Consider the following 15386-nt stretch of genomic DNA (forward strand, 5'->3'; position numbering starts at 1 on the left):
CAAGATGAAAAGGCTGTCTTTCATCTTGCCATAAATATCCCCGGGGGAGTCCTGCCAACGGCAGGATGGGGGGCAGCGCCCCCCTGCCCCGCCTGGGGCCGATCGCTCAGGCGTGTTTGGCGAGCCGCTCTTCGAGCACGTCGAAGGGCACGCCGGGTTCATCCTTGGCGCAGCGGATCACGAGCGAGGTCTTCACGCTCGCCACATTCTCGGCCGCGGTCAGTTGCCCGGTCAGGAAATTCTGGAAGGTCGACAGATCGGGCGCCGCGCATTTCAGCACGAAGTCGATCTCGCCGTTCAGCATGTGGCATTCGCGCACCAAGGGCCAGGCCTGACAGCGGCGCTCAAAGGCGCTCAGATCCGATTCCGCCTGGGAATGCAGCCGCACCATCGCGAAGACCTGCACCTCGAAGCCGAGCTCGCGCGGATTCACATCGGCGTGATAGCCGCGGATGTAGCCCGCCTCTTCCAGCGTGCGCACCCGGCGCAGGCAGGGCGGCGCCGAGATGCCGACACGCTTGGCCAATTCGACGTTCGTCATCCGGCCGTCCGCCTGCAGCTCGGCCAGAATTTTCCGGTCGATCTCGTCGAGCTTGCTCGTGCCCATGCCGAACCTCCTTGGCTGCGCGAACCTTATATATTGGCGCTTGCATGCGCAATATTGTTTCGCCCATTCCAGCGCAAGCGCAATCCGCATCGATCGCTGCAGCTGCGACACAGCACAGCCGCACAGGGGTTTTCCCGCGCGCCTGTGCTGCTTATATGAGCGACGTCACAACAGGAGATCGGGCATGAGCGAGACGAAGCATACGAAGGTTCTGATCATCGGGTCGGGACCAGCCGGATATACGGCGGCGGTCTATGCCTCGCGCGCGATGCTGTCGCCCATTCTCGTGCAGGGGATGCAGCCCGGCGGGCAGCTCACGATCACCACCGAGGTCGAAAACTGGCCCGGCCGCACCGAGGTGCAGGGCCCCGAGCTGATGGTGCAGATGGAAGAGCACGCCCGCGCGATGGGCGCCGAGATCATCACCGACATCATCACAAAGCTGGATCTGGACACCCGTCCCTTCGTCGCCACGGGCGATTCGGGCACGGTCTACACGGCCGATGCGGTGATTCTCGCCACCGGAGCGCAGGCGCGCTGGCTGGGCCTGCCGTCGGAGCAGAAATTCCAGGGCTTCGGTGTCTCGGCCTGTGCCACCTGCGACGGCTTCTTCTATCGCGGCAAGGAGGTCGTGGTGGTCGGCGGCGGCAATGCGGCCGTGGAGGAGGCGATGTTCCTGACGAATTTCGCCTCGAAAGTCACCGTCATTCACCGCCGCGACAGCTTCCGCGCCGAAAAGATCCTGATCGAGCGGCTGATGAAGAACCCGAAGATCGGGGTGATCTGGAACGCCACGGTCGAGGAGGTGCTGGGCACTGAGGCGCCTTTGGGCGTCACCGGCGCGCGGATCAAGGACGTGAAGACCGGGGCGGAACGCGAAATCCCCTGCCACGGCTTCTTCGTCGCCATCGGCCATGCGCCCGCCTCGGAGCTGGTCAAGGACCAGCTGGAACTCCATCACGGCGGCTATGTGAAGGTGGAACCGGGCACGACCCGCACCGGCATCGCGGGCGTCTTCGCCGCGGGCGATCTGACCGATCACACCTATCGGCAGGCGATCACCTCGGCGGGCATGGGCTGCATGGCGGCGCTCGATGCCGAGCGCTGGCTTGCCGAACAGGGCTGAGCCCCGCAACGAAAAGGGCCGCCCGAAGGCGGCCCGTTTCCCTTTGTGATTGGCTCAGGCCGCGACAGCCTTGGCCTTCAGTTTCGCCTTGGCCTTCTCTTTCGCGCGTTGCTGCGAGCGTTTCACCGCCCCCGCAATGCCGACGAACATCGAGATCACCAGAGCCGCCGAAAGCGTTTCGGCAAAGCTGGCCGGACCATAGAGCTGGAACATTTCCACCGGCATCGGTGCGTAGTTCCAAAGCGCGACCAGCGACAGGCCGACCACGAAGATCCACGAGATGATCCCCGCCGCCAGCACGTTGAAGCGGGACACGAGCATCCGCATCGCCAGAGCGAAGACGAAACACCACGCAGCCCATTTCATCATGTCGTCGGGATAAGCGAACCCGAGCGCACTGTAGTAGTCTTCCCACTGGCTTTTCAGCCAGACCTGATTGATGCCGTACTCGCAACCGGAGATCCACACCCAACCGGCGATGATAGGCGTCAGACTTGATTTCAGACCCATGACTTCCCCTCAAAGCAAACTTCGGGGCACGATAGCACCGGTTTCAACCGCAACAAACGGCGTGGATTGACGCAGTTTGCAGAAACTTCGTTCCAGCTCTTGGCACAAACGCACCATAACGGCCTTCTTTGGGAAAATACCGCCGCTTTTGCTTGAAACGGGCCTGTTTTGCGGGCAAGTCCGCGGCCAAGCGTCGGTGTGGCGCGGCGGTTAGCCCTCGAAAAACAGGTCAAGCGATGACTCTTCCCAATCTCGCTCCCATTCCGGAGCTGTATGTTTCTCACGAATCTGCGCAAAAACTGAAAATCGAGGCTGGAAACCTGCCCTCGTGGGACCTGACCCCGCGTCAGATCTGCGACCTCGAACTTCTGATGAACGGCGGCTTCTTCCCGCTCAAGGGCTTCCTGAGCGAGGCCGATTACGATGGCGTCGTCGACAACATGCGTCTGGCCGACGGCACGCTCTGGCCGATGCCGATCACGCTCGACGTGAACGAGAAATTCGCCGAGGGCATCGCGCCCGGCCAGGACATCGCGCTGCGCGATCAGGAAGGCGTGATTCTGGCGATCCTGTCGGTCACCGACAAATGGGTCCCGAACAAGGCCAAGGAAGCGGAAAAAGTCTTCGGCGCCGATGACCTCGCCCATCCGGCGGTGAACTACCTGCACAACACCGCGGGCAAGATCTATCTTGGCGGCCCGGTGACCGGCATCCAGCAGCCCGTGCACTACGACTTCAAGGCCCGTCGCGACACGCCCAACGAGTTGCGCGCCTATTTCCGCAAGCTCGGCTGGCAGAAGATCGTCGCCTTCCAGACCCGCAACCCGCTGCACCGCGCGCATCAGGAACTGACCTTCCGCGCCGCCCGCGAGGCGCAGGCGAACCTGCTGATCCATCCGGTCGTCGGCATGACGAAACCGGGCGACGTCGATCACTTCACCCGCGTGCGCTGCTATGAGGCCGTGCTGGATCAATACCCGCAATCGACCACCACGATGAGCCTTCTGAACCTTGCGATGCGCATGGCGGGCCCGCGCGAGGCGGTCTGGCACGGGCTGATCCGCAAGAACCACGGCGTCACCCATTTCATCGTCGGTCGCGATCACGCCGGCCCGGGCAAGAACAGCCAGGGCGTCGATTTCTACGGCCCCTACGATGCGCAGACCCTCTTCAAGCAATATGAAGAGGAAATCGGCGTCACCATGGTCGACTTCAAGCACATGGTCTATGTCGCTGAAAAGGCGCAATACTATCCGGCGAACGAAGTGCCGGAAGGCTGCACCGTGCTTGACATCTCGGGCACCGAACTGCGCCGCCGTCTGCGCGAAGGCCTGGATATCCCGGAATGGTTCAGCTTCCCGCAGGTGGTGTCGGAACTGCGCCGCACCTCGCCCGCGCGGGCCAAACAGGGCTTCACCGTCTTCTTCACCGGCCTTTCCGGCTCGGGCAAGTCGACGATCGCGAACGCGCTGATGGTCAAGCTGATGGAAATGGGCGGCCGCCCGGTGACGCTGCTGGATGGCGATGTGGTGCGCAAACACCTGTCGTCGGAACTGGGCTTCAGCAAAGAGCACCGCGACATCAACATCAAGCGCATCGGCTATGTGGCGTCGGAAATCACCAAGAACGGCGGCATCGCGATCTGCGCGCCGATCGCGCCCTACACCGCGACCCGTCGTGCCGTGCGCGAGATGATCGAGGCCTACGGCGCCTTCGTCGAAGTGCACGTCGCGACCCCGATCGAGGAATGCGAAAGCCGCGACCGCAAGGGGCTCTACAAGCTCGCCCGCGAAGGCAAGATCAAGGAATTCACCGGCATTTCGGACCCCTATGAAGTGCCCGCGAACCCGGAACTGGCCGTCGACACCACCGGCGTCGATGTCGATCACTGCGCGCATCAGGTGATCCTGAAGCTCGAGTCGATGGGCCTGATCAAGGCGTAAGCCTGACTGAAAACGAGACCGAACGCGCGTCCTTGGGAAACCCGGGGCGCGCGTTTTGCTTTGCGACCGGCTGAAAACGAAAACGGCAGGGACATCGCCCTGCCGTTCCTTGAGGTCATGATCTTGGGCGGTTCAGTGCACGCTGACCGCGGTGATCTCGTTTTCGCGCGCCAGCACGAAGGCCATGTTGCGGTCCCGCACGAGGGCCAGACGCTCGCCATTGATGTTGTGCAGCGCATACATGTGCTCGACATGGCCGACCCGCTCGCGGATTTCCTCCGGGATCTCGGTCACCGGGACCGAGCGGACATAGACGATGCGTTCGCCTGCGGCGACGTCGAAATCTGCAGTGTGATCCATGATGCCCCCTTACTTTCTGCGGATCGGAATCGTCTGCACGACCGGCTCGGGCTGCGCCCGTTTCAGCTCGACATGCAAAAGGCCATTCTCGAGCGCCGCCCCCGCCACCTCGACGCCATCGGCCAGCACGAAGCTGCGCTGGAAGGCGCGGGCGGCGATGCCGCGGTGCAGGAAGATGCGCTCGGACCCGTCATCGGCCTGACGGCCGCGGATGACGAGGGCACGATCTTCCATCGTGATCGCCAGATCGGCCTCGGCAAAGCCCGCCACCGCAAGGGTGATGCGGAATTCGTCCGGGCCCGATTGCTCGATATTGTAAGGAGGATAGGCGTCGGAGCCGGATTTTGCGGTCCGCTCGACAAGGCGCTCCAACTGGTCGAAGCCCAGCAGATAAGGATGTGCGCCGAAGCTCAGTTTCGTCATTGGCAAGCCCTTTGGAAAGCGACGTTGCTTGGGGAACCCCGCGCTGCGGCAGTCCCGTCAGCAGGATATGGGCAGCGCCGCCGCAGGTGCAAGGGGGCGGCGGCGCGTCGCAGTCAGGAAATTTCCCGCAAAGGCCCCGGATTTGATATGCTTGGTCAAAATGCGGGGCGAGTCGGGGGCTTGCTCTGTTTTTCTGTCTCAGCCTGTGATCGGACACATGCCATGAATGCCCATACTGACAGCCCGATCGAGATGAACACCGACGAAGTTCTGCGGGTCAAGCTCGAGGTGCTCAAGCGCGAACACCGCGACCTTGACGAGGCGATCGGCGCTCTGGTCAAGGACGCCCATCCCGATCAATTGCGGCTGGTGCGGCTGAAGAAGCAGAAACTGTCGCTGAAAGACCAGATCGCCCGGATCGAAGACCGGCTGACCCCCGACATCATCGCCTGAGACTTGCCCAAACCCTTGAACCGGGGGCCCCACTGCCTATAGTGCCGCCACAAGATGGGGGACCGAATGGGCGTGAAAGTTGGAATCATCATGGGCAGCCAGTCCGACTGGGCGACCATGCGCGAGGCGGCGGCGGTTCTGGATGAACTGGGTGTCCCCTATGAAAAGAAGATCGTCTCGGCGCATCGCACCCCGGACCGGCTCTGGGCCTATGGCAAGACCGCGGTCGAGCGCGGGTTGCAGGTGATCATCGCGGGCGCCGGTGGCGCGGCGCATCTGCCCGGCATGATGGCCTCGAAAACCCGGGTGCCGGTGGTCGGCGTGCCGGTGCAGACGAAGGCGCTGTCGGGCGTCGACAGTCTTTATTCCATCGTGCAGATGCCGAAGGGCTTTCCCGTCGCGACGATGGCGATCGGCGCCGCGGGCGCGGCCAATGCCGGGCTGATGGCCGCGGGCATCCTTGCGCTGCAAGATCCCGCGCTGGCCGCCCGTCTCGACGCCTGGCGCGATGCCCTTTCCGCCTCCATTCCGGACGAACCGCAAGATGACTGAGATGCTGAAACCGGGGGCCACGATCGGGATTCTGGGTGGCGGGCAGTTGGGGCGGATGCTCTCGGTCGCGGCCTCGCGCCTTGGTCTGAAATGCGCGATCTTCGAACCGGGCGCAAACCCGCCCGCGGGTCAGGTCGCCGACCGGGTCTTCACCGCCCCCTACGAGGACGAGGCCGCGCTGCGCGCCTTTGCCGAAGCGGTCGATGTCATCACCTATGAATTCGAGAACATCCCGACCTCGGCGCTCGATCTGCTCGAAAGCCTGCGGCCCATTCGCCCGGGACGCAAGGCGCTGGCCACCTCGCAGGACCGCATCCTCGAAAAGTCGTTCCTGAACGGCATCGGCCTGACCACCGCCCCCTGGGCCGAGGTGACGGATGCCGCCTCGCTGGATGCGGCGATTGCAATGATCGGCACGCCCGCGATCCTGAAGACGACGCGGCTTGGCTATGACGGCAAGGGGCAAGCGCGGATCATGACCCCCGCCGACGCGCCCGCGGCGCTGGCCGCGATGGGCGGCGCCACCGCCGTTCTGGAAGGCTTTGTCGATTTCTCGGCCGAGATTTCGGTGATCGCAGCGCGCGGTCTCGACGGCTCGATCTCCTGCTTCGACCCCGGCGAGAACGTGCACAAGTCGGGCATCCTGCACACGACGACCGTGCCCGCGCGCATCCCGCCGGCCCTGCGCTCGGATGCGGTGCTGGTCGCGGCGCGGATCCTCAATGCGCTCGATTACGTTGGCGTGCTGGGGGTGGAGCTTTTCGTGACGCCCGCGGGGCTTCTGGTCAACGAGATCGCGCCGCGGGTGCACAACTCGGGCCACTGGACACAGGCGGGTTGCACCGTCGATCAGTTCGAACAGCACATCCGCGCCGTGGCGGGCTGGCCGCTCGGCGATGGTGGTCGCTATGCCGATGTCGAGATGCTGAACCTGATCGGCGATGATGTCGACCGCATTCCCGAGTTGGCCCGCGCGAAGAACACGCAGATCCATCTTTACGGCAAGGCCGAGGCGAAGCCGGGCCGCAAGATGGGCCATGTGAACCGCATCCTGTAAGGGCGGAAGCGGGGGTTTCACACCCCCGCACCCCCGTGGCGTATTTGCACCAAGAAGAAGCAGGCGGTCTTCTTCTTGGTGCAAATACGCCGGGGGGTGAATTGCCGCAGGCAAGAGGGGGGCAGCGCCCCCCCCGCCCCGCTCAAGGCGCCGCGAGCCGCTTCAAGGCCGCGCCCCAACCCGGCACCGGCTCGAACTGGCCCCTGTCCAGAAACGCCAGCACTTCGACGATCACCCTTGGATCATCCATCATCCAGGTGTGGGTCACCGGCAGCACCAGAAAATCCGCCATCCCCGCCTGTTTCGCGCTGGCGACCGAGACCTTGCCATCATCCGGCCCCGGGATCAGCCAGGAGGTGATCGGGTTCAGACTGTCAGACCCCGCGATCACCGCGAAGTCGAATTTCGGTTTCGGCAGGCGGGCCGGGGCATCGCTGGCCCCCGTACCAAGGGCCAGCCCGGCCGGGCCGTTCATCCAGCCAAACCACGCCTGATCGCGGAAGGTATCGACGATCTCGGAGCCGCCATTCGGCGGCGCGAGCATCACCGCGCGGTGGATGCGTTTCGCATTCGCGCCGCGCTCGGCCCAGACCTGCAGCAGGATGCCGCCCATCGAATGCGTCACCACATCGACCGGCCCTGGCCCGCAGGCCGCAAGCCCGGCCTCGATCCGCCCCGCGAGCGCCTCGACCGTCTCTTCGGTCGAGGGGTAGCCCAGGTTCACCACCCGCTTGCCCCGCGCCTCGAGCACCTGTTCCAGCACGAAAAGCGAACGCGGGCTGCGGGCGAGCCCATGCAGCAGCAGCACGCAATCGGCAGCGGCCGGGACCGCGCTCAGACACAAAACAAGAAAGGCCCGGATCAGCATGATCCGAGCCTTGTCGAATTTCGGCGGTCTGTCCAGCCTCAGAGCGTCGAATAGAGCCCCTCGTAGATCGGCACCAGCGTGTCGGTCTCGAACAGCGAACTGACCGAAGTGCCCGACCAGGTGTTCAGGATCGCCTGCGCGAACATCGGCGCGGTCGGCACGATGCGGATGTTGCGGGCGTTCTTCACCTCTTCGGTGGGCTCGATCGAGTCTGTGATGACGAGCGATTTCATCACCGAATTCTCGACCCGCTCCACCGCCGGGCCCGAGAGGACGCCGTGGGTGATGTAGCTGTGCACCTCGGTCGCGCCGGCGGCGATCAGCGTCTCGGCCGCCTTGCACAGCGTGCCGGCGGTATCGCAGATGTCATCGACGATGATGCATTTCTTGCCGGTCACCTCGCCGATCACGGTCATGCCCGCGACCTCGCCCGCCTTCTCGCGGCGCTTGTCGACGATGGCGAGCGGCGCACCGATGCGCTTGGCGAGTTCGCGCGCCCGCGCCACACCGCCGACGTCGGGCGAAACGACCATCAGGTCTTCCAAAGCCCCCTTGAAATTGTGCAGGATATCAAGCGAGAACACCGGCGCGGCGTAAAGGTTGTCCACCGGAATGTCGAAGAAGCCCTGGATCTGCGTCGCGTGCAGATCGAGCGTCAGCACCCGGTCCACGCCCGCCTCGGTCAGAAGGTTCGCGACGAGCTTCGCCGAAATCGGCGTGCGGGCCTTGGCGCGGCGATCCTGACGCGCATAGCCGAAATAGGGGATCACGGCGGTGATGCGATCGGCCGACGAGCGCTTGAGCGCGTCGGTCATGATCAGGAGTTCCATCAGGTTGTCATTCGCCGGGTTAGAAGTCGGCTGGATGATGTACATGTCCTCGCCGCGGACGTTTTCATAGACTTCGACGAAGATTTCCTGATCGTTGAAGCGCTCGACGCGGGCATCCACCAGCCCCACCGACATGCCGCGATGCATCGACATCCGGCGGGCGATCGCCTGCGCCAGAGGCCGGTTCGCATTGCCGGAAATGAGCTTCGGTTCGGTCATCGCAGCCATGGCAGTTCCTTTCTTGCCGCTGCGGCAGCAGCGGATTCGCCGGATTGCGCCTGCCTTAGCACCGGGCTAGCCTGCCCGCAAACCTTGCAAGCCGGGGGAGCGATAAGATGGCGCAGATTGATTACTTTTTCTCGGTGTTCAGCCCTTGGACCTATCTGGCGGGCGACCGGCTGGAGCGCATCGCCGCGAAACACGGCGCAAGCATCAGCTACAAGCCGCTTGACGTGCTGGCGCTGTTTGATCGCACCGGCGGCGTGCGGCCCGCTGCGCGCCATCCGTCCCGCATGGCCTATCGCAATCAGGAGCTTGAACGCTGGGCAAAGCATCTGGGCCTGGAAATGATCCTGAAGCCCACGATCTATCCGCCGAATGCGGCGCCGGGGTCTTATGCCGTCATCGCGGCGCAGGCGGCGGGCGGCGGCGATGTGGGGGCGCTGGTGCGCGCGATCCTGCGCGCGCTCTGGGTCGAGGATCGCAACATCGGCGAAGATGACGTGCTGCGCGAAAAGCTGGCCGAGACCGGGTTCGACCCGAACCTGGTGACGACCGGGCTGTTCACCGGCGCGATGGCCTATGAGCGAAACCTTGAAGAGGCGGTCGATCGCGGCGTCTTTGGCGCGCCCTTCTATATCGTGCGCGAGACCGACCAGCGCTTCTGGGGCCAGGATCGGCTCGATTTCCTTGACGCGCATCTGGGCACGCTCTGATGCCGAAGGACATTCGGCAGGGGCACGACATCTTCTGGCAAAGCTTCGGCACCGGCGCGCGGCCGATGCTGGCCGTGCATTGCACTTTGGGCAATTCGAACCTTTGGGGCCCGGTGCTGGAGCCCTTGGGCGAGACAGTCACCGCGACGAGTTTCGATCAGCCGGGGCACGGGCAATCCGCCGACTGGTCGGCCGAGGGGGCCGAGCCGGGGGCGTTTCAGCGCCTTGTCACGCAGATCGCGGCGAGTTTCATCGACCGGCCGCTGGATCTGGTCGGCCACAGTTTCGGCGCCTCGGTGGCGCTGCGGCTGGCGGTGGCGGCGCCCGACGCGATCCGCTCGCTGACGCTGATCGAGCCGGTGCTGTTCAAGGCGGTCGAGGGCAGCGCCGATTGGGTCGCGCTGCGCGCGCATCAGGATCATTTCGAGACGCTGATCGCGGACGGCGCTTACGAAGCCGCGGCCAAGGGCTTCATGGGCGCCTGGGGCGCGGGCGTGCCGTGGGAGGACCTGCCCGCGCATCACCGCGCCCGCTTTGCCGCGCAGATGCCGATGGTGGGCAATATTTCTTCGGCCAACTTCACCGATCCGGGGCAGATCTGGCGCCCGGACGGGATCGAGGCGATCGACGCGCCGGTGATGATCGTGCATGGCGATCAAAGCCCGGCCATCGTCCCCCCGGTGTGCGAGGCGATTGCGGCGCGGCTGGGCGATGTGGGGGTGGCCTGTATCCCGGGCGGCGGGCACATGCTGCCCGTAACCCATGCGGCGCAGGTGCGCGACCTGATCGCGATGAATCTCGAGCGCAGTTGAGGCGACGGGAACCGGACGCGCCGGTTCCCGCCTTTTCGCCTCAGCCTTTCGGGCTGATCATGTCTTCCGGACGCACGACGCGGTCGAAGGTCTCGCCATCGACATAGCCGAGCGCGATCGCTTCCTCGCGCAGCGTCGTGCCGTTCTTGTGCGCGGTCTTCGCGACCTTGGTCGCCGCGTCATAGCCGATGGTCGGCGCCAGCGCCGTCACCAGCATCAGGCTTTCCTTCATCAGCTTGTCGATGCGGGCCGTGTTCGCCTGCGTGCCCACCACCATGTTGTCGGTGAAAGCCGAAGCCGAGTCGCCCAGAAGCTGCATCGATTGCAGCACGTTGTAGCTCATCATCGGGTTGTAGACGTTGAGTTCGAAATGCCCCTGCGAGCCCGCGAAGCCGATGGCGGCGTCGTTGCCCATGACATGGGCGCAGACCATCGTCAGCGCTTCCGCCTGCGTCGGGTTCACCTTGCCCGGCATGATCGAGCTGCCCGGTTCGTTTTCCGGCAGGATCAGCTCGCCCAGACCCGAGCGCGGACCCGAGCCGAGCAGGCGCATGTCGTTGGCGATCTTGAAGAGCGAGGCGGCCACGGTCTTCAGCGCGCCCGAGAAGAACACCATCGCGTCATGGGCGGCGAGCGCCTCGAACTTGTTCGGCGCGGTGACGAAGGGCAGCCCGGTGATCTCGGCGATCTGCGCGGCGATGCGGGTATCCCAGCCGACGCGGGTGTTCAGACCGGTGCCGACGGCGGTGCCGCCTTGGGCCAGTTCGTAGATATGCGGCAGCGCCAGTTTCACCCGTTCGATGCCGCGATCGACCTGCGTCGCATAGCCCGAGAATTCCTGACCCAGCGTCAAGGGCGTCGCATCCTGCGTATGGGTGCGGCCGATCTTGATGATATCCTTGAACTCCTCCGACTTCGCCCAAAGCGCTTTCGACAGTTTCTCAAGGCCGGGGATCAGCACGTCGCGCGCCTGCATCGCGATCGCCACGTGCATCGCGGTCGGGAAGGTGTCGTTCGACGACTGCCCCATGTTCACATGGTCATTCGGGTGCACGGGCTTTTTCGAGCCCATCACGCCGCCGAGCATTTCGATGGCGCGGTTCGAGATCACCTCGTTCGCGTTCATGTTCGACTGCGTACCCGAGCCGGTCTGCCAGACGACCAGCGGGAAGTTGTCGTCAAACTTGCCCTCGATCACCTCGGTCGCGGCGGCGGCGATGGCCTCGGCGATCGCGGGTTCCATGTCGCCCTGCGCCTTGTTCACCAGCGCGGCGGCCTTCTTGATCACGCCCAGCGCGCGGATGATCGGCTTCGGTTGCTTTTCCCAGCCGATCGGGAAATTCAGGATCGAGCGCTGCGTCTGCGCGCCCCAATATTTGTCGGCGGGAACTTCGAGCGGGCCGAAGCTGTCGGTTTCCGTTCTGGTCGCGGTCATCGTGGGCCTCCGTGATGCGAAATGTCCCGCGCGTCATAGGACGGCGGGACAGTTTTTGCAATCGGTATGCGAAAGTATACCGCCCTCAGGCGTCGACGGACATCCGGTAGACGCGGGCGTTGCGGCAGAGCGGATGGTTCGCCAGCAGTTCGGCCAGCGCGGTCTCGACGATGCGGGGCGAACGGCAGTGGAAGTACAGCTCGACCGCAGTCGGATAGGTTCCGGTGCCCTGCAGCCGCCCGGCGGAGCTGACGCGCTCCTCGATCGGGCCCATCAGCTTCGCGGCGACCTGCCCCGCGGTCTGGCCCGCGGGCAGAACGGCGGGGTCAAGCTCCATGATCACCACCTCGGTGGTGCCGAAACGGCGGAGTTCCTTGCCCTCGGCATCGGTGAACCACGAGCCCTTCGGCGAGCCGAGGCTGTCGAAATGCGCCACCAGCCGGTCCATCTTCTTCGCGTCGAGCCCGGTCAGGCTCATCACGATCTGCGAGGACGTGCCCCGCCCTTCGGCATTGACAGCGGAACTGGCGCTGACGACGCTGCCAAACCCTTCGGCGGTCAGCATCTTCTGCACGGGCTCGTCATAGCGCAGGGCGCGATCGTCCTTGAGCAGGCAGGTCGGAAGATGCGCGGTGACGGTGGTGGTGACTTTCGGTTTGAGAAAATTGAACATCACTCGGGTCTCATTTGCGGAATTTGTCGAGACTGACCACTTCGGCTTCGGTCCGGGGTTTTTCCGGCTCGTCGTCCGGTTCCTCCTCGTCGTCTTCGTCCTCGTCCTCCTCGTCGCTTTCCTGCGATTCGAAGCGCAGGCCGAATTCGACCGAGGGATCGACGAAAGTGTGCACGGCGTCGAAGGGGATCACCAGCGGCTCGGGCTGGTTGCCGAAGTTCAGCGTGATCGAGAAGCCCTCGTCGGTGACGACAAGATTGTCGAACCAGTGCTGGATCACGATGGTCATTTCTTCCGGGTAGCGGGACTTCAGCCAGTCCGCCATCTCCACCTTCGGCGCGCGGGTGTCGAAGGTGATGAAGAAATGATGCGCACCGGGCAGGCCATGCTCGGCCACCTCGGTCAGAACGGTCTGGATCAGCCCGCGCATCGCGCGGTGCATCAGGGTGCCGTAGTCGATCGAACGGGTCATCTGGCCGCCTTTCCTTTCGGCCCAGCATAGGGGATTCGTCGAGCAAGGAAAGGGGGAAGGCGGCAAGTTCCCGCCGGCTCAGCCCAGTTGTTCCCCCATCAGGCACAATGCCATGACTTCGGCGGGCAAAGCGCCGATCTGGCCGAAGAATCCCAGCATGTCGACATGGTTGTAGGCTTCGACGAATTTGTTGCCCTGAAACCGGACCGCCACCTGCGAGGTGATGTCGACGGGTCGCAGATCGCGAGCCGAGCGCGCCTCGATATGGACCAGCGCCCAGAGCCAATCGCCGGATTCGAAATGCTGCACGATCCGGAAGCGCGGCTCGGTGACGAGCCGCATCAGCATCGGCACGAGTTCGGCGAAATCCGCCGGGCGCAGCGAATGGCCGGGCAACAGCCCGGTTTCGGTCGCCTCGGGCGGGAAGAAATTGCCGATGGCGCGCAGATCGCCGCACAGCCAGACCGTGCGATACCAGTCTTCAAGTCGATCAATCTTGGTCATGGACCTGCCCCCTTTACGGCACCAGATCACAACCTTGACGTGCAGAGATTGCGACGTGGTTAAACAGGCAGGGGAAAGTGCAGGTTTCTGTTGCCAGGCACCTGCGAGCCCCGCCTTAAGCGGCTAAGCGTAAGGACTTAGGTTTCGATACCTCGAACTGCTTACGCAGCCAGAGCCATCGGAGCACGGTTGTCGTTGGCAACTGTACATTTGCACCGATAACGGTGGTAGCTCACCGGGACAAAGCAATCACCTTTAGACGTTCGTCGATCCTGTTTCGGCCCCATTCGCCCCCAACGAGGGAGTTTTGGTGGAGCCGCCGGGTACCGCCCCCGGGTCCGATCCGCTTATTCCGTGCGCGTTTATGCCCATAGTCGGGGTTGCCCCCGACAAGGACAAAGATAGGCGTCAACGCCGGGCTGCGCAAGGGGCCCCGCCCCGTCCCCTGCCCTTTTCAGGCAGGACGGCTGACCAGAAGCTTGTCGATCCGCCGCCCGTCGAGATCGAGGATCTCGATGCGCAGACCATGGAGCGTGAAGACGGTTCCGACCTCGGGCAGCTGGCCGGTTTCGTCCAGCACCAGCCCAGCAACGGTCTGATAATCGCGCCCGTCGCGCAGGGTGATCCCGAAGGCATCGGCAAATTCGTCGGCCGGCATCCAGCCCGCCACCAGCACCGAACCATCGGCACGGGTGACCATCTTAGGCTCCTCGGGCTCGCCCGCATCGTGGAAATCGCCGGTGATCGCCTCGAGCAGATCCATCGGCGTCACGATACCCTCGAAATGGCCGTATTCGTCGAAGACGAGCACGATATGCGCGGGCGAGGTGCGCAAGGTCTCGACCACATCGAGCGCCGACATCCCATCGAGCACCACCGGCGCCGGAAGGATCAGCGCGCGCAGATCCGCCGCCTCGCCGCGCGGCCGGTGATCGAGGAAATCATGCGCCGAGAGCACGCCGACGATTTCATCCGCGCCGCCGTCGCGCACCGGCAGCCGCGAATGGCCGGTCTCGCGGAAGCGCTTGACGATCGCGGCGGGGCTGTCGGTGATCTCGACCAGCTCGACCTCGTGGCGCGGCGTCATCAGCCCTTTCGCCGTGCGGTCGGCGATGCGCATCACCCCGGCGATCATCTCGGTCTCGGCGGCCTCCATCACCCCGGCCGTCTGCGCCTCGGCCAGCACCATCTTGACCTCCTCGTCGGTCATGTTGCTTTCGGTCGAACCGGATTGGCCGAGCACGAACAGCACCACCCGCCCCGAGATATCGAGCAGCCAGACCACCGGCGCGGCGACGATCGCGATCAGCTGCAGAAGCGGCGCGATGCGCACGGCCACCGCTTCGGGACGGCGCAGCGCGATCTGTTTCGGCACCAGCTCGCCAAAGACGAGCGAGGCATAGGTGATCGCCACCACCACCCCGCCGACGCCCAGCGTCTCGGCAAGACTGACCGAGAGCCCCTGCGCGGCCAGCCAGCCCGACAGCCGCGTGCCAAGCGTCGCCCCCGAGAAGGCGCCCGAGAGCACCCCCACGGCGGTGATGCCGATCTGCACCGAGGACAGGAACCGCCCCGGCTCCTCGGCCAGTTTCATCGCGATGCGGGCGCCGCGGCTGCCCCGGCTTGCCAGCACTTTCAGCCGCGCCGTGCGCGACGAGACGATGGCCAGTTCGGACATGGCAAGCACGCCGTTGACGAGGGTCAGCAGCAGGACGATGGCGATTTCAAGAAACATGGGAAGGTCCGGGATTTCGGATCAGGACAAGGTGCGAAACGGCGGCGCGGGCCCGGGCGGGCCGGGATCGGGGGCAAGGACAGGCATCGCA

At 64.5% G+C, this 15386-nt stretch carries 18 protein-coding genes and 1 other RNA gene; 7 read left to right on the forward strand and 12 right to left on the reverse strand.

Translation table 11 applies throughout. The features are described from left to right. Positions 1 to 106: 106 nt before the first annotated feature. A complete protein-coding gene (locus tag C8J30_RS13100) occupies positions 107 to 607 on the reverse strand; it encodes an Lrp/AsnC family transcriptional regulator (protein WP_110806297.1) in 501 nt (166 codons plus the stop codon). 184 nt (positions 608 to 791) lie between these two features. Between C8J30_RS13100 and trxB the strand changes: the two genes are divergently transcribed. Continuing rightward, entirely contained in the window at positions 792 to 1733 is a 942-nt protein-coding gene (gene trxB, locus C8J30_RS13105) for a thioredoxin-disulfide reductase (RefSeq protein ID WP_110806298.1), read from the forward strand. A gap of 54 nt (positions 1734 to 1787) precedes the next feature. On the opposite strand, the gene C8J30_RS13110 is transcribed toward trxB, so the two are convergent. Continuing rightward, on the reverse strand, positions 1788 to 2243 hold the full coding sequence (locus C8J30_RS13110) for a hypothetical protein (RefSeq protein WP_110806299.1): 456 nt from the start codon (positions 2241 to 2243) through the stop codon (positions 1788 to 1790). A gap of 236 nt (positions 2244 to 2479) precedes the next feature. On the opposite strand from C8J30_RS13110, the gene C8J30_RS13115 reads away from it, so the two are divergent. Further along, on the forward strand, positions 2480 to 4186 hold the full coding sequence (locus C8J30_RS13115) for a bifunctional sulfate adenylyltransferase/adenylylsulfate kinase (protein WP_110806300.1): 1707 nt from the start codon (positions 2480 to 2482) through the stop codon (positions 4184 to 4186). Between the two features lie 132 nt (positions 4187 to 4318). Here C8J30_RS13115 and C8J30_RS13120 read toward each other — a convergent pair whose 3' ends face one another. Both C8J30_RS13120 and C8J30_RS13125 read right to left on the reverse strand, forming a co-directional pair. After that, positions 4319 to 4546, reverse strand: coding sequence for a DUF1150 family protein (locus tag C8J30_RS13120; RefSeq protein WP_110806301.1), 228 nt, complete (start codon positions 4544 to 4546; stop codon positions 4319 to 4321). 9 nt (positions 4547 to 4555) lie between these two features. Then, on the reverse strand, positions 4556 to 4969 hold the full coding sequence (locus C8J30_RS13125) for an Hsp20 family protein (protein WP_110806302.1): 414 nt from the start codon (positions 4967 to 4969) through the stop codon (positions 4556 to 4558). Positions 4970 to 5191: 222 nt separating this feature from the next. Here C8J30_RS13125 and C8J30_RS13130 point away from each other — a divergent pair, with 222 nt between their 5' ends. The 3 genes from C8J30_RS13130 (at position 5192) to C8J30_RS13140 (ending at position 7031) form a co-directional block, all read left to right on the forward strand. Continuing rightward, complete coding sequence (locus C8J30_RS13130; RefSeq protein ID WP_110806303.1) at positions 5192 to 5422, forward strand: YdcH family protein; 231 nt, start codon at positions 5192 to 5194, stop codon at positions 5420 to 5422. 66 nt (positions 5423 to 5488) lie between these two features. Then, complete coding sequence (purE, locus tag C8J30_RS13135; RefSeq protein WP_110806304.1) at positions 5489 to 5974, forward strand: 5-(carboxyamino)imidazole ribonucleotide mutase; 486 nt, start codon at positions 5489 to 5491, stop codon at positions 5972 to 5974. Further along, positions 5967 to 7031 (forward strand): 5-(carboxyamino)imidazole ribonucleotide synthase, encoded by a 1065-nt coding sequence (locus C8J30_RS13140; RefSeq protein WP_110806305.1) that lies wholly within the window; start codon positions 5967 to 5969, stop codon positions 7029 to 7031. The genes purE and C8J30_RS13140 overlap by 8 nt, the downstream gene beginning before the upstream one ends. Positions 7032 to 7173: 142 nt before the next feature. Here C8J30_RS13140 and C8J30_RS13145 read toward each other — a convergent pair whose 3' ends face one another. Together C8J30_RS13145 and C8J30_RS13150 are read right to left on the reverse strand one after the other, a co-directional pair. After that, entirely contained in the window at positions 7174 to 7899 is a 726-nt protein-coding gene (locus tag C8J30_RS13145) for an alpha/beta fold hydrolase (RefSeq protein ID WP_110806306.1), read from the reverse strand. A 38-nt stretch (positions 7900 to 7937) separates the two neighbouring features. Continuing rightward, entirely contained in the window at positions 7938 to 8957 is a 1020-nt protein-coding gene (locus C8J30_RS13150) for a ribose-phosphate pyrophosphokinase (protein ID WP_110806307.1), read from the reverse strand. Positions 8958 to 9064: 107 nt separating this feature from the next. On the opposite strand from C8J30_RS13150, the gene C8J30_RS13155 reads away from it, so the two are divergent. Together C8J30_RS13155 and C8J30_RS13160 are read left to right on the forward strand one after the other, a co-directional pair. Next, entirely contained in the window at positions 9065 to 9664 is a 600-nt protein-coding gene (locus tag C8J30_RS13155; protein ID WP_110806308.1) for a 2-hydroxychromene-2-carboxylate isomerase, read from the forward strand. Beyond that, a complete protein-coding gene (locus tag C8J30_RS13160; RefSeq protein ID WP_110806309.1) occupies positions 9664 to 10476 on the forward strand; it encodes an alpha/beta fold hydrolase in 813 nt (270 codons plus the stop codon). Before C8J30_RS13155 ends, C8J30_RS13160 begins: the two co-directional genes overlap by 1 nt. Before the next feature lie 40 nt (positions 10477 to 10516). Here C8J30_RS13160 and fumC read toward each other — a convergent pair whose 3' ends face one another. From fumC to C8J30_RS13190, 6 genes are all read right to left on the reverse strand, one after another. Continuing rightward, positions 10517 to 11911: a class II fumarate hydratase gene (fumC, locus tag C8J30_RS13165; protein WP_110806310.1), complete on the reverse strand. Its 1395-nt coding sequence runs from the start codon at positions 11909 to 11911 to the stop codon at positions 10517 to 10519. Between the two features lie 85 nt (positions 11912 to 11996). Further along, a complete protein-coding gene (locus C8J30_RS13170) occupies positions 11997 to 12584 on the reverse strand; it encodes a hypothetical protein (protein ID WP_110806311.1) in 588 nt (195 codons plus the stop codon). Positions 12585 to 12594: 10 nt separating this feature from the next. After that, the gene (locus C8J30_RS13175; RefSeq protein ID WP_110806312.1) at positions 12595 to 13056 is read right to left on the reverse strand and encodes an SspB family protein; all 462 of its coding nucleotides are present in this window, start codon (positions 13054 to 13056) and stop codon (positions 12595 to 12597) included. 78 nt (positions 13057 to 13134) lie between these two features. Then, positions 13135 to 13560, reverse strand: a complete 426-nt coding sequence (locus tag C8J30_RS13180; RefSeq protein WP_110806313.1) for a nuclear transport factor 2 family protein — start codon at positions 13558 to 13560, stop codon at positions 13135 to 13137. A gap of 76 nt (positions 13561 to 13636) precedes the next feature. After that, positions 13637 to 13991: a transfer-messenger RNA gene (gene ssrA / locus C8J30_RS13185) on the reverse strand. Positions 13992 to 14014: 23 nt separating this feature from the next. Beyond that, a complete protein-coding gene (locus C8J30_RS13190) occupies positions 14015 to 15295 on the reverse strand; it encodes a hemolysin family protein (protein WP_110806314.1) in 1281 nt (426 codons plus the stop codon). Positions 15296 to 15386 lie beyond the last annotated feature (91 nt).

Source organism: Rhodobacter viridis, from assembly GCF_003217355.1.
In the GTDB taxonomy this organism is placed as follows: Bacteria; Pseudomonadota; Alphaproteobacteria; order Rhodobacterales; family Rhodobacteraceae; genus Rhodobacter; species Rhodobacter viridis.

What these genes read in the sequence shown, in the direction of transcription:
- trxB (WP_110806298.1), top strand. Translation starts at nt 792, where the DNA reads ATGAGCGAGACGAAGCATACGAAGGTTCTGATCATCGGGTCGGGACCA.
- C8J30_RS13150 (WP_110806307.1), bottom strand. Translation starts at nt 8,957, where the DNA reads ATGGCTGCGATGACCGAACCGAAGCTCATTTCCGGCAATGCGAACCGG.
- C8J30_RS13155 (WP_110806308.1), top strand. Translation starts at nt 9,065, where the DNA reads ATGGCGCAGATTGATTACTTTTTCTCGGTGTTCAGCCCTTGGACCTAT.
- C8J30_RS13160 (WP_110806309.1), top strand. Translation starts at nt 9,664, where the DNA reads ATGCCGAAGGACATTCGGCAGGGGCACGACATCTTCTGGCAAAGCTTC.
- C8J30_RS13140 (WP_110806305.1), top strand. Translation starts at nt 5,967, where the DNA reads ATGACTGAGATGCTGAAACCGGGGGCCACGATCGGGATTCTGGGTGGC.
- C8J30_RS13115 (WP_110806300.1), top strand. Translation starts at nt 2,480, where the DNA reads ATGACTCTTCCCAATCTCGCTCCCATTCCGGAGCTGTATGTTTCTCAC.
- C8J30_RS13120 (WP_110806301.1), bottom strand. Translation starts at nt 4,546, where the DNA reads ATGGATCACACTGCAGATTTCGACGTCGCCGCAGGCGAACGCATCGTC.
- C8J30_RS13190 (WP_110806314.1), bottom strand. Translation starts at nt 15,295, where the DNA reads ATGTTTCTTGAAATCGCCATCGTCCTGCTGCTGACCCTCGTCAACGGC.
- C8J30_RS13180 (WP_110806313.1), bottom strand. Translation starts at nt 13,560, where the DNA reads ATGACCAAGATTGATCGACTTGAAGACTGGTATCGCACGGTCTGGCTG.
- C8J30_RS13170 (WP_110806311.1), bottom strand. Translation starts at nt 12,584, where the DNA reads ATGTTCAATTTTCTCAAACCGAAAGTCACCACCACCGTCACCGCGCAT.
- fumC (WP_110806310.1), bottom strand. Translation starts at nt 11,911, where the DNA reads ATGACCGCGACCAGAACGGAAACCGACAGCTTCGGCCCGCTCGAAGTT.
- C8J30_RS13110 (WP_110806299.1), bottom strand. Translation starts at nt 2,243, where the DNA reads ATGGGTCTGAAATCAAGTCTGACGCCTATCATCGCCGGTTGGGTGTGG.
- C8J30_RS13130 (WP_110806303.1), top strand. Translation starts at nt 5,192, where the DNA reads ATGAATGCCCATACTGACAGCCCGATCGAGATGAACACCGACGAAGTT.
- C8J30_RS13145 (WP_110806306.1), bottom strand. Translation starts at nt 7,899, where the DNA reads ATGCTGATCCGGGCCTTTCTTGTTTTGTGTCTGAGCGCGGTCCCGGCC.
- purE (WP_110806304.1), top strand. Translation starts at nt 5,489, where the DNA reads ATGGGCGTGAAAGTTGGAATCATCATGGGCAGCCAGTCCGACTGGGCG.
- C8J30_RS13100 (WP_110806297.1), bottom strand. Translation starts at nt 607, where the DNA reads ATGGGCACGAGCAAGCTCGACGAGATCGACCGGAAAATTCTGGCCGAG.
- C8J30_RS13125 (WP_110806302.1), bottom strand. Translation starts at nt 4,969, where the DNA reads ATGACGAAACTGAGCTTCGGCGCACATCCTTATCTGCTGGGCTTCGAC.
- C8J30_RS13175 (WP_110806312.1), bottom strand. Translation starts at nt 13,056, where the DNA reads ATGACCCGTTCGATCGACTACGGCACCCTGATGCACCGCGCGATGCGC.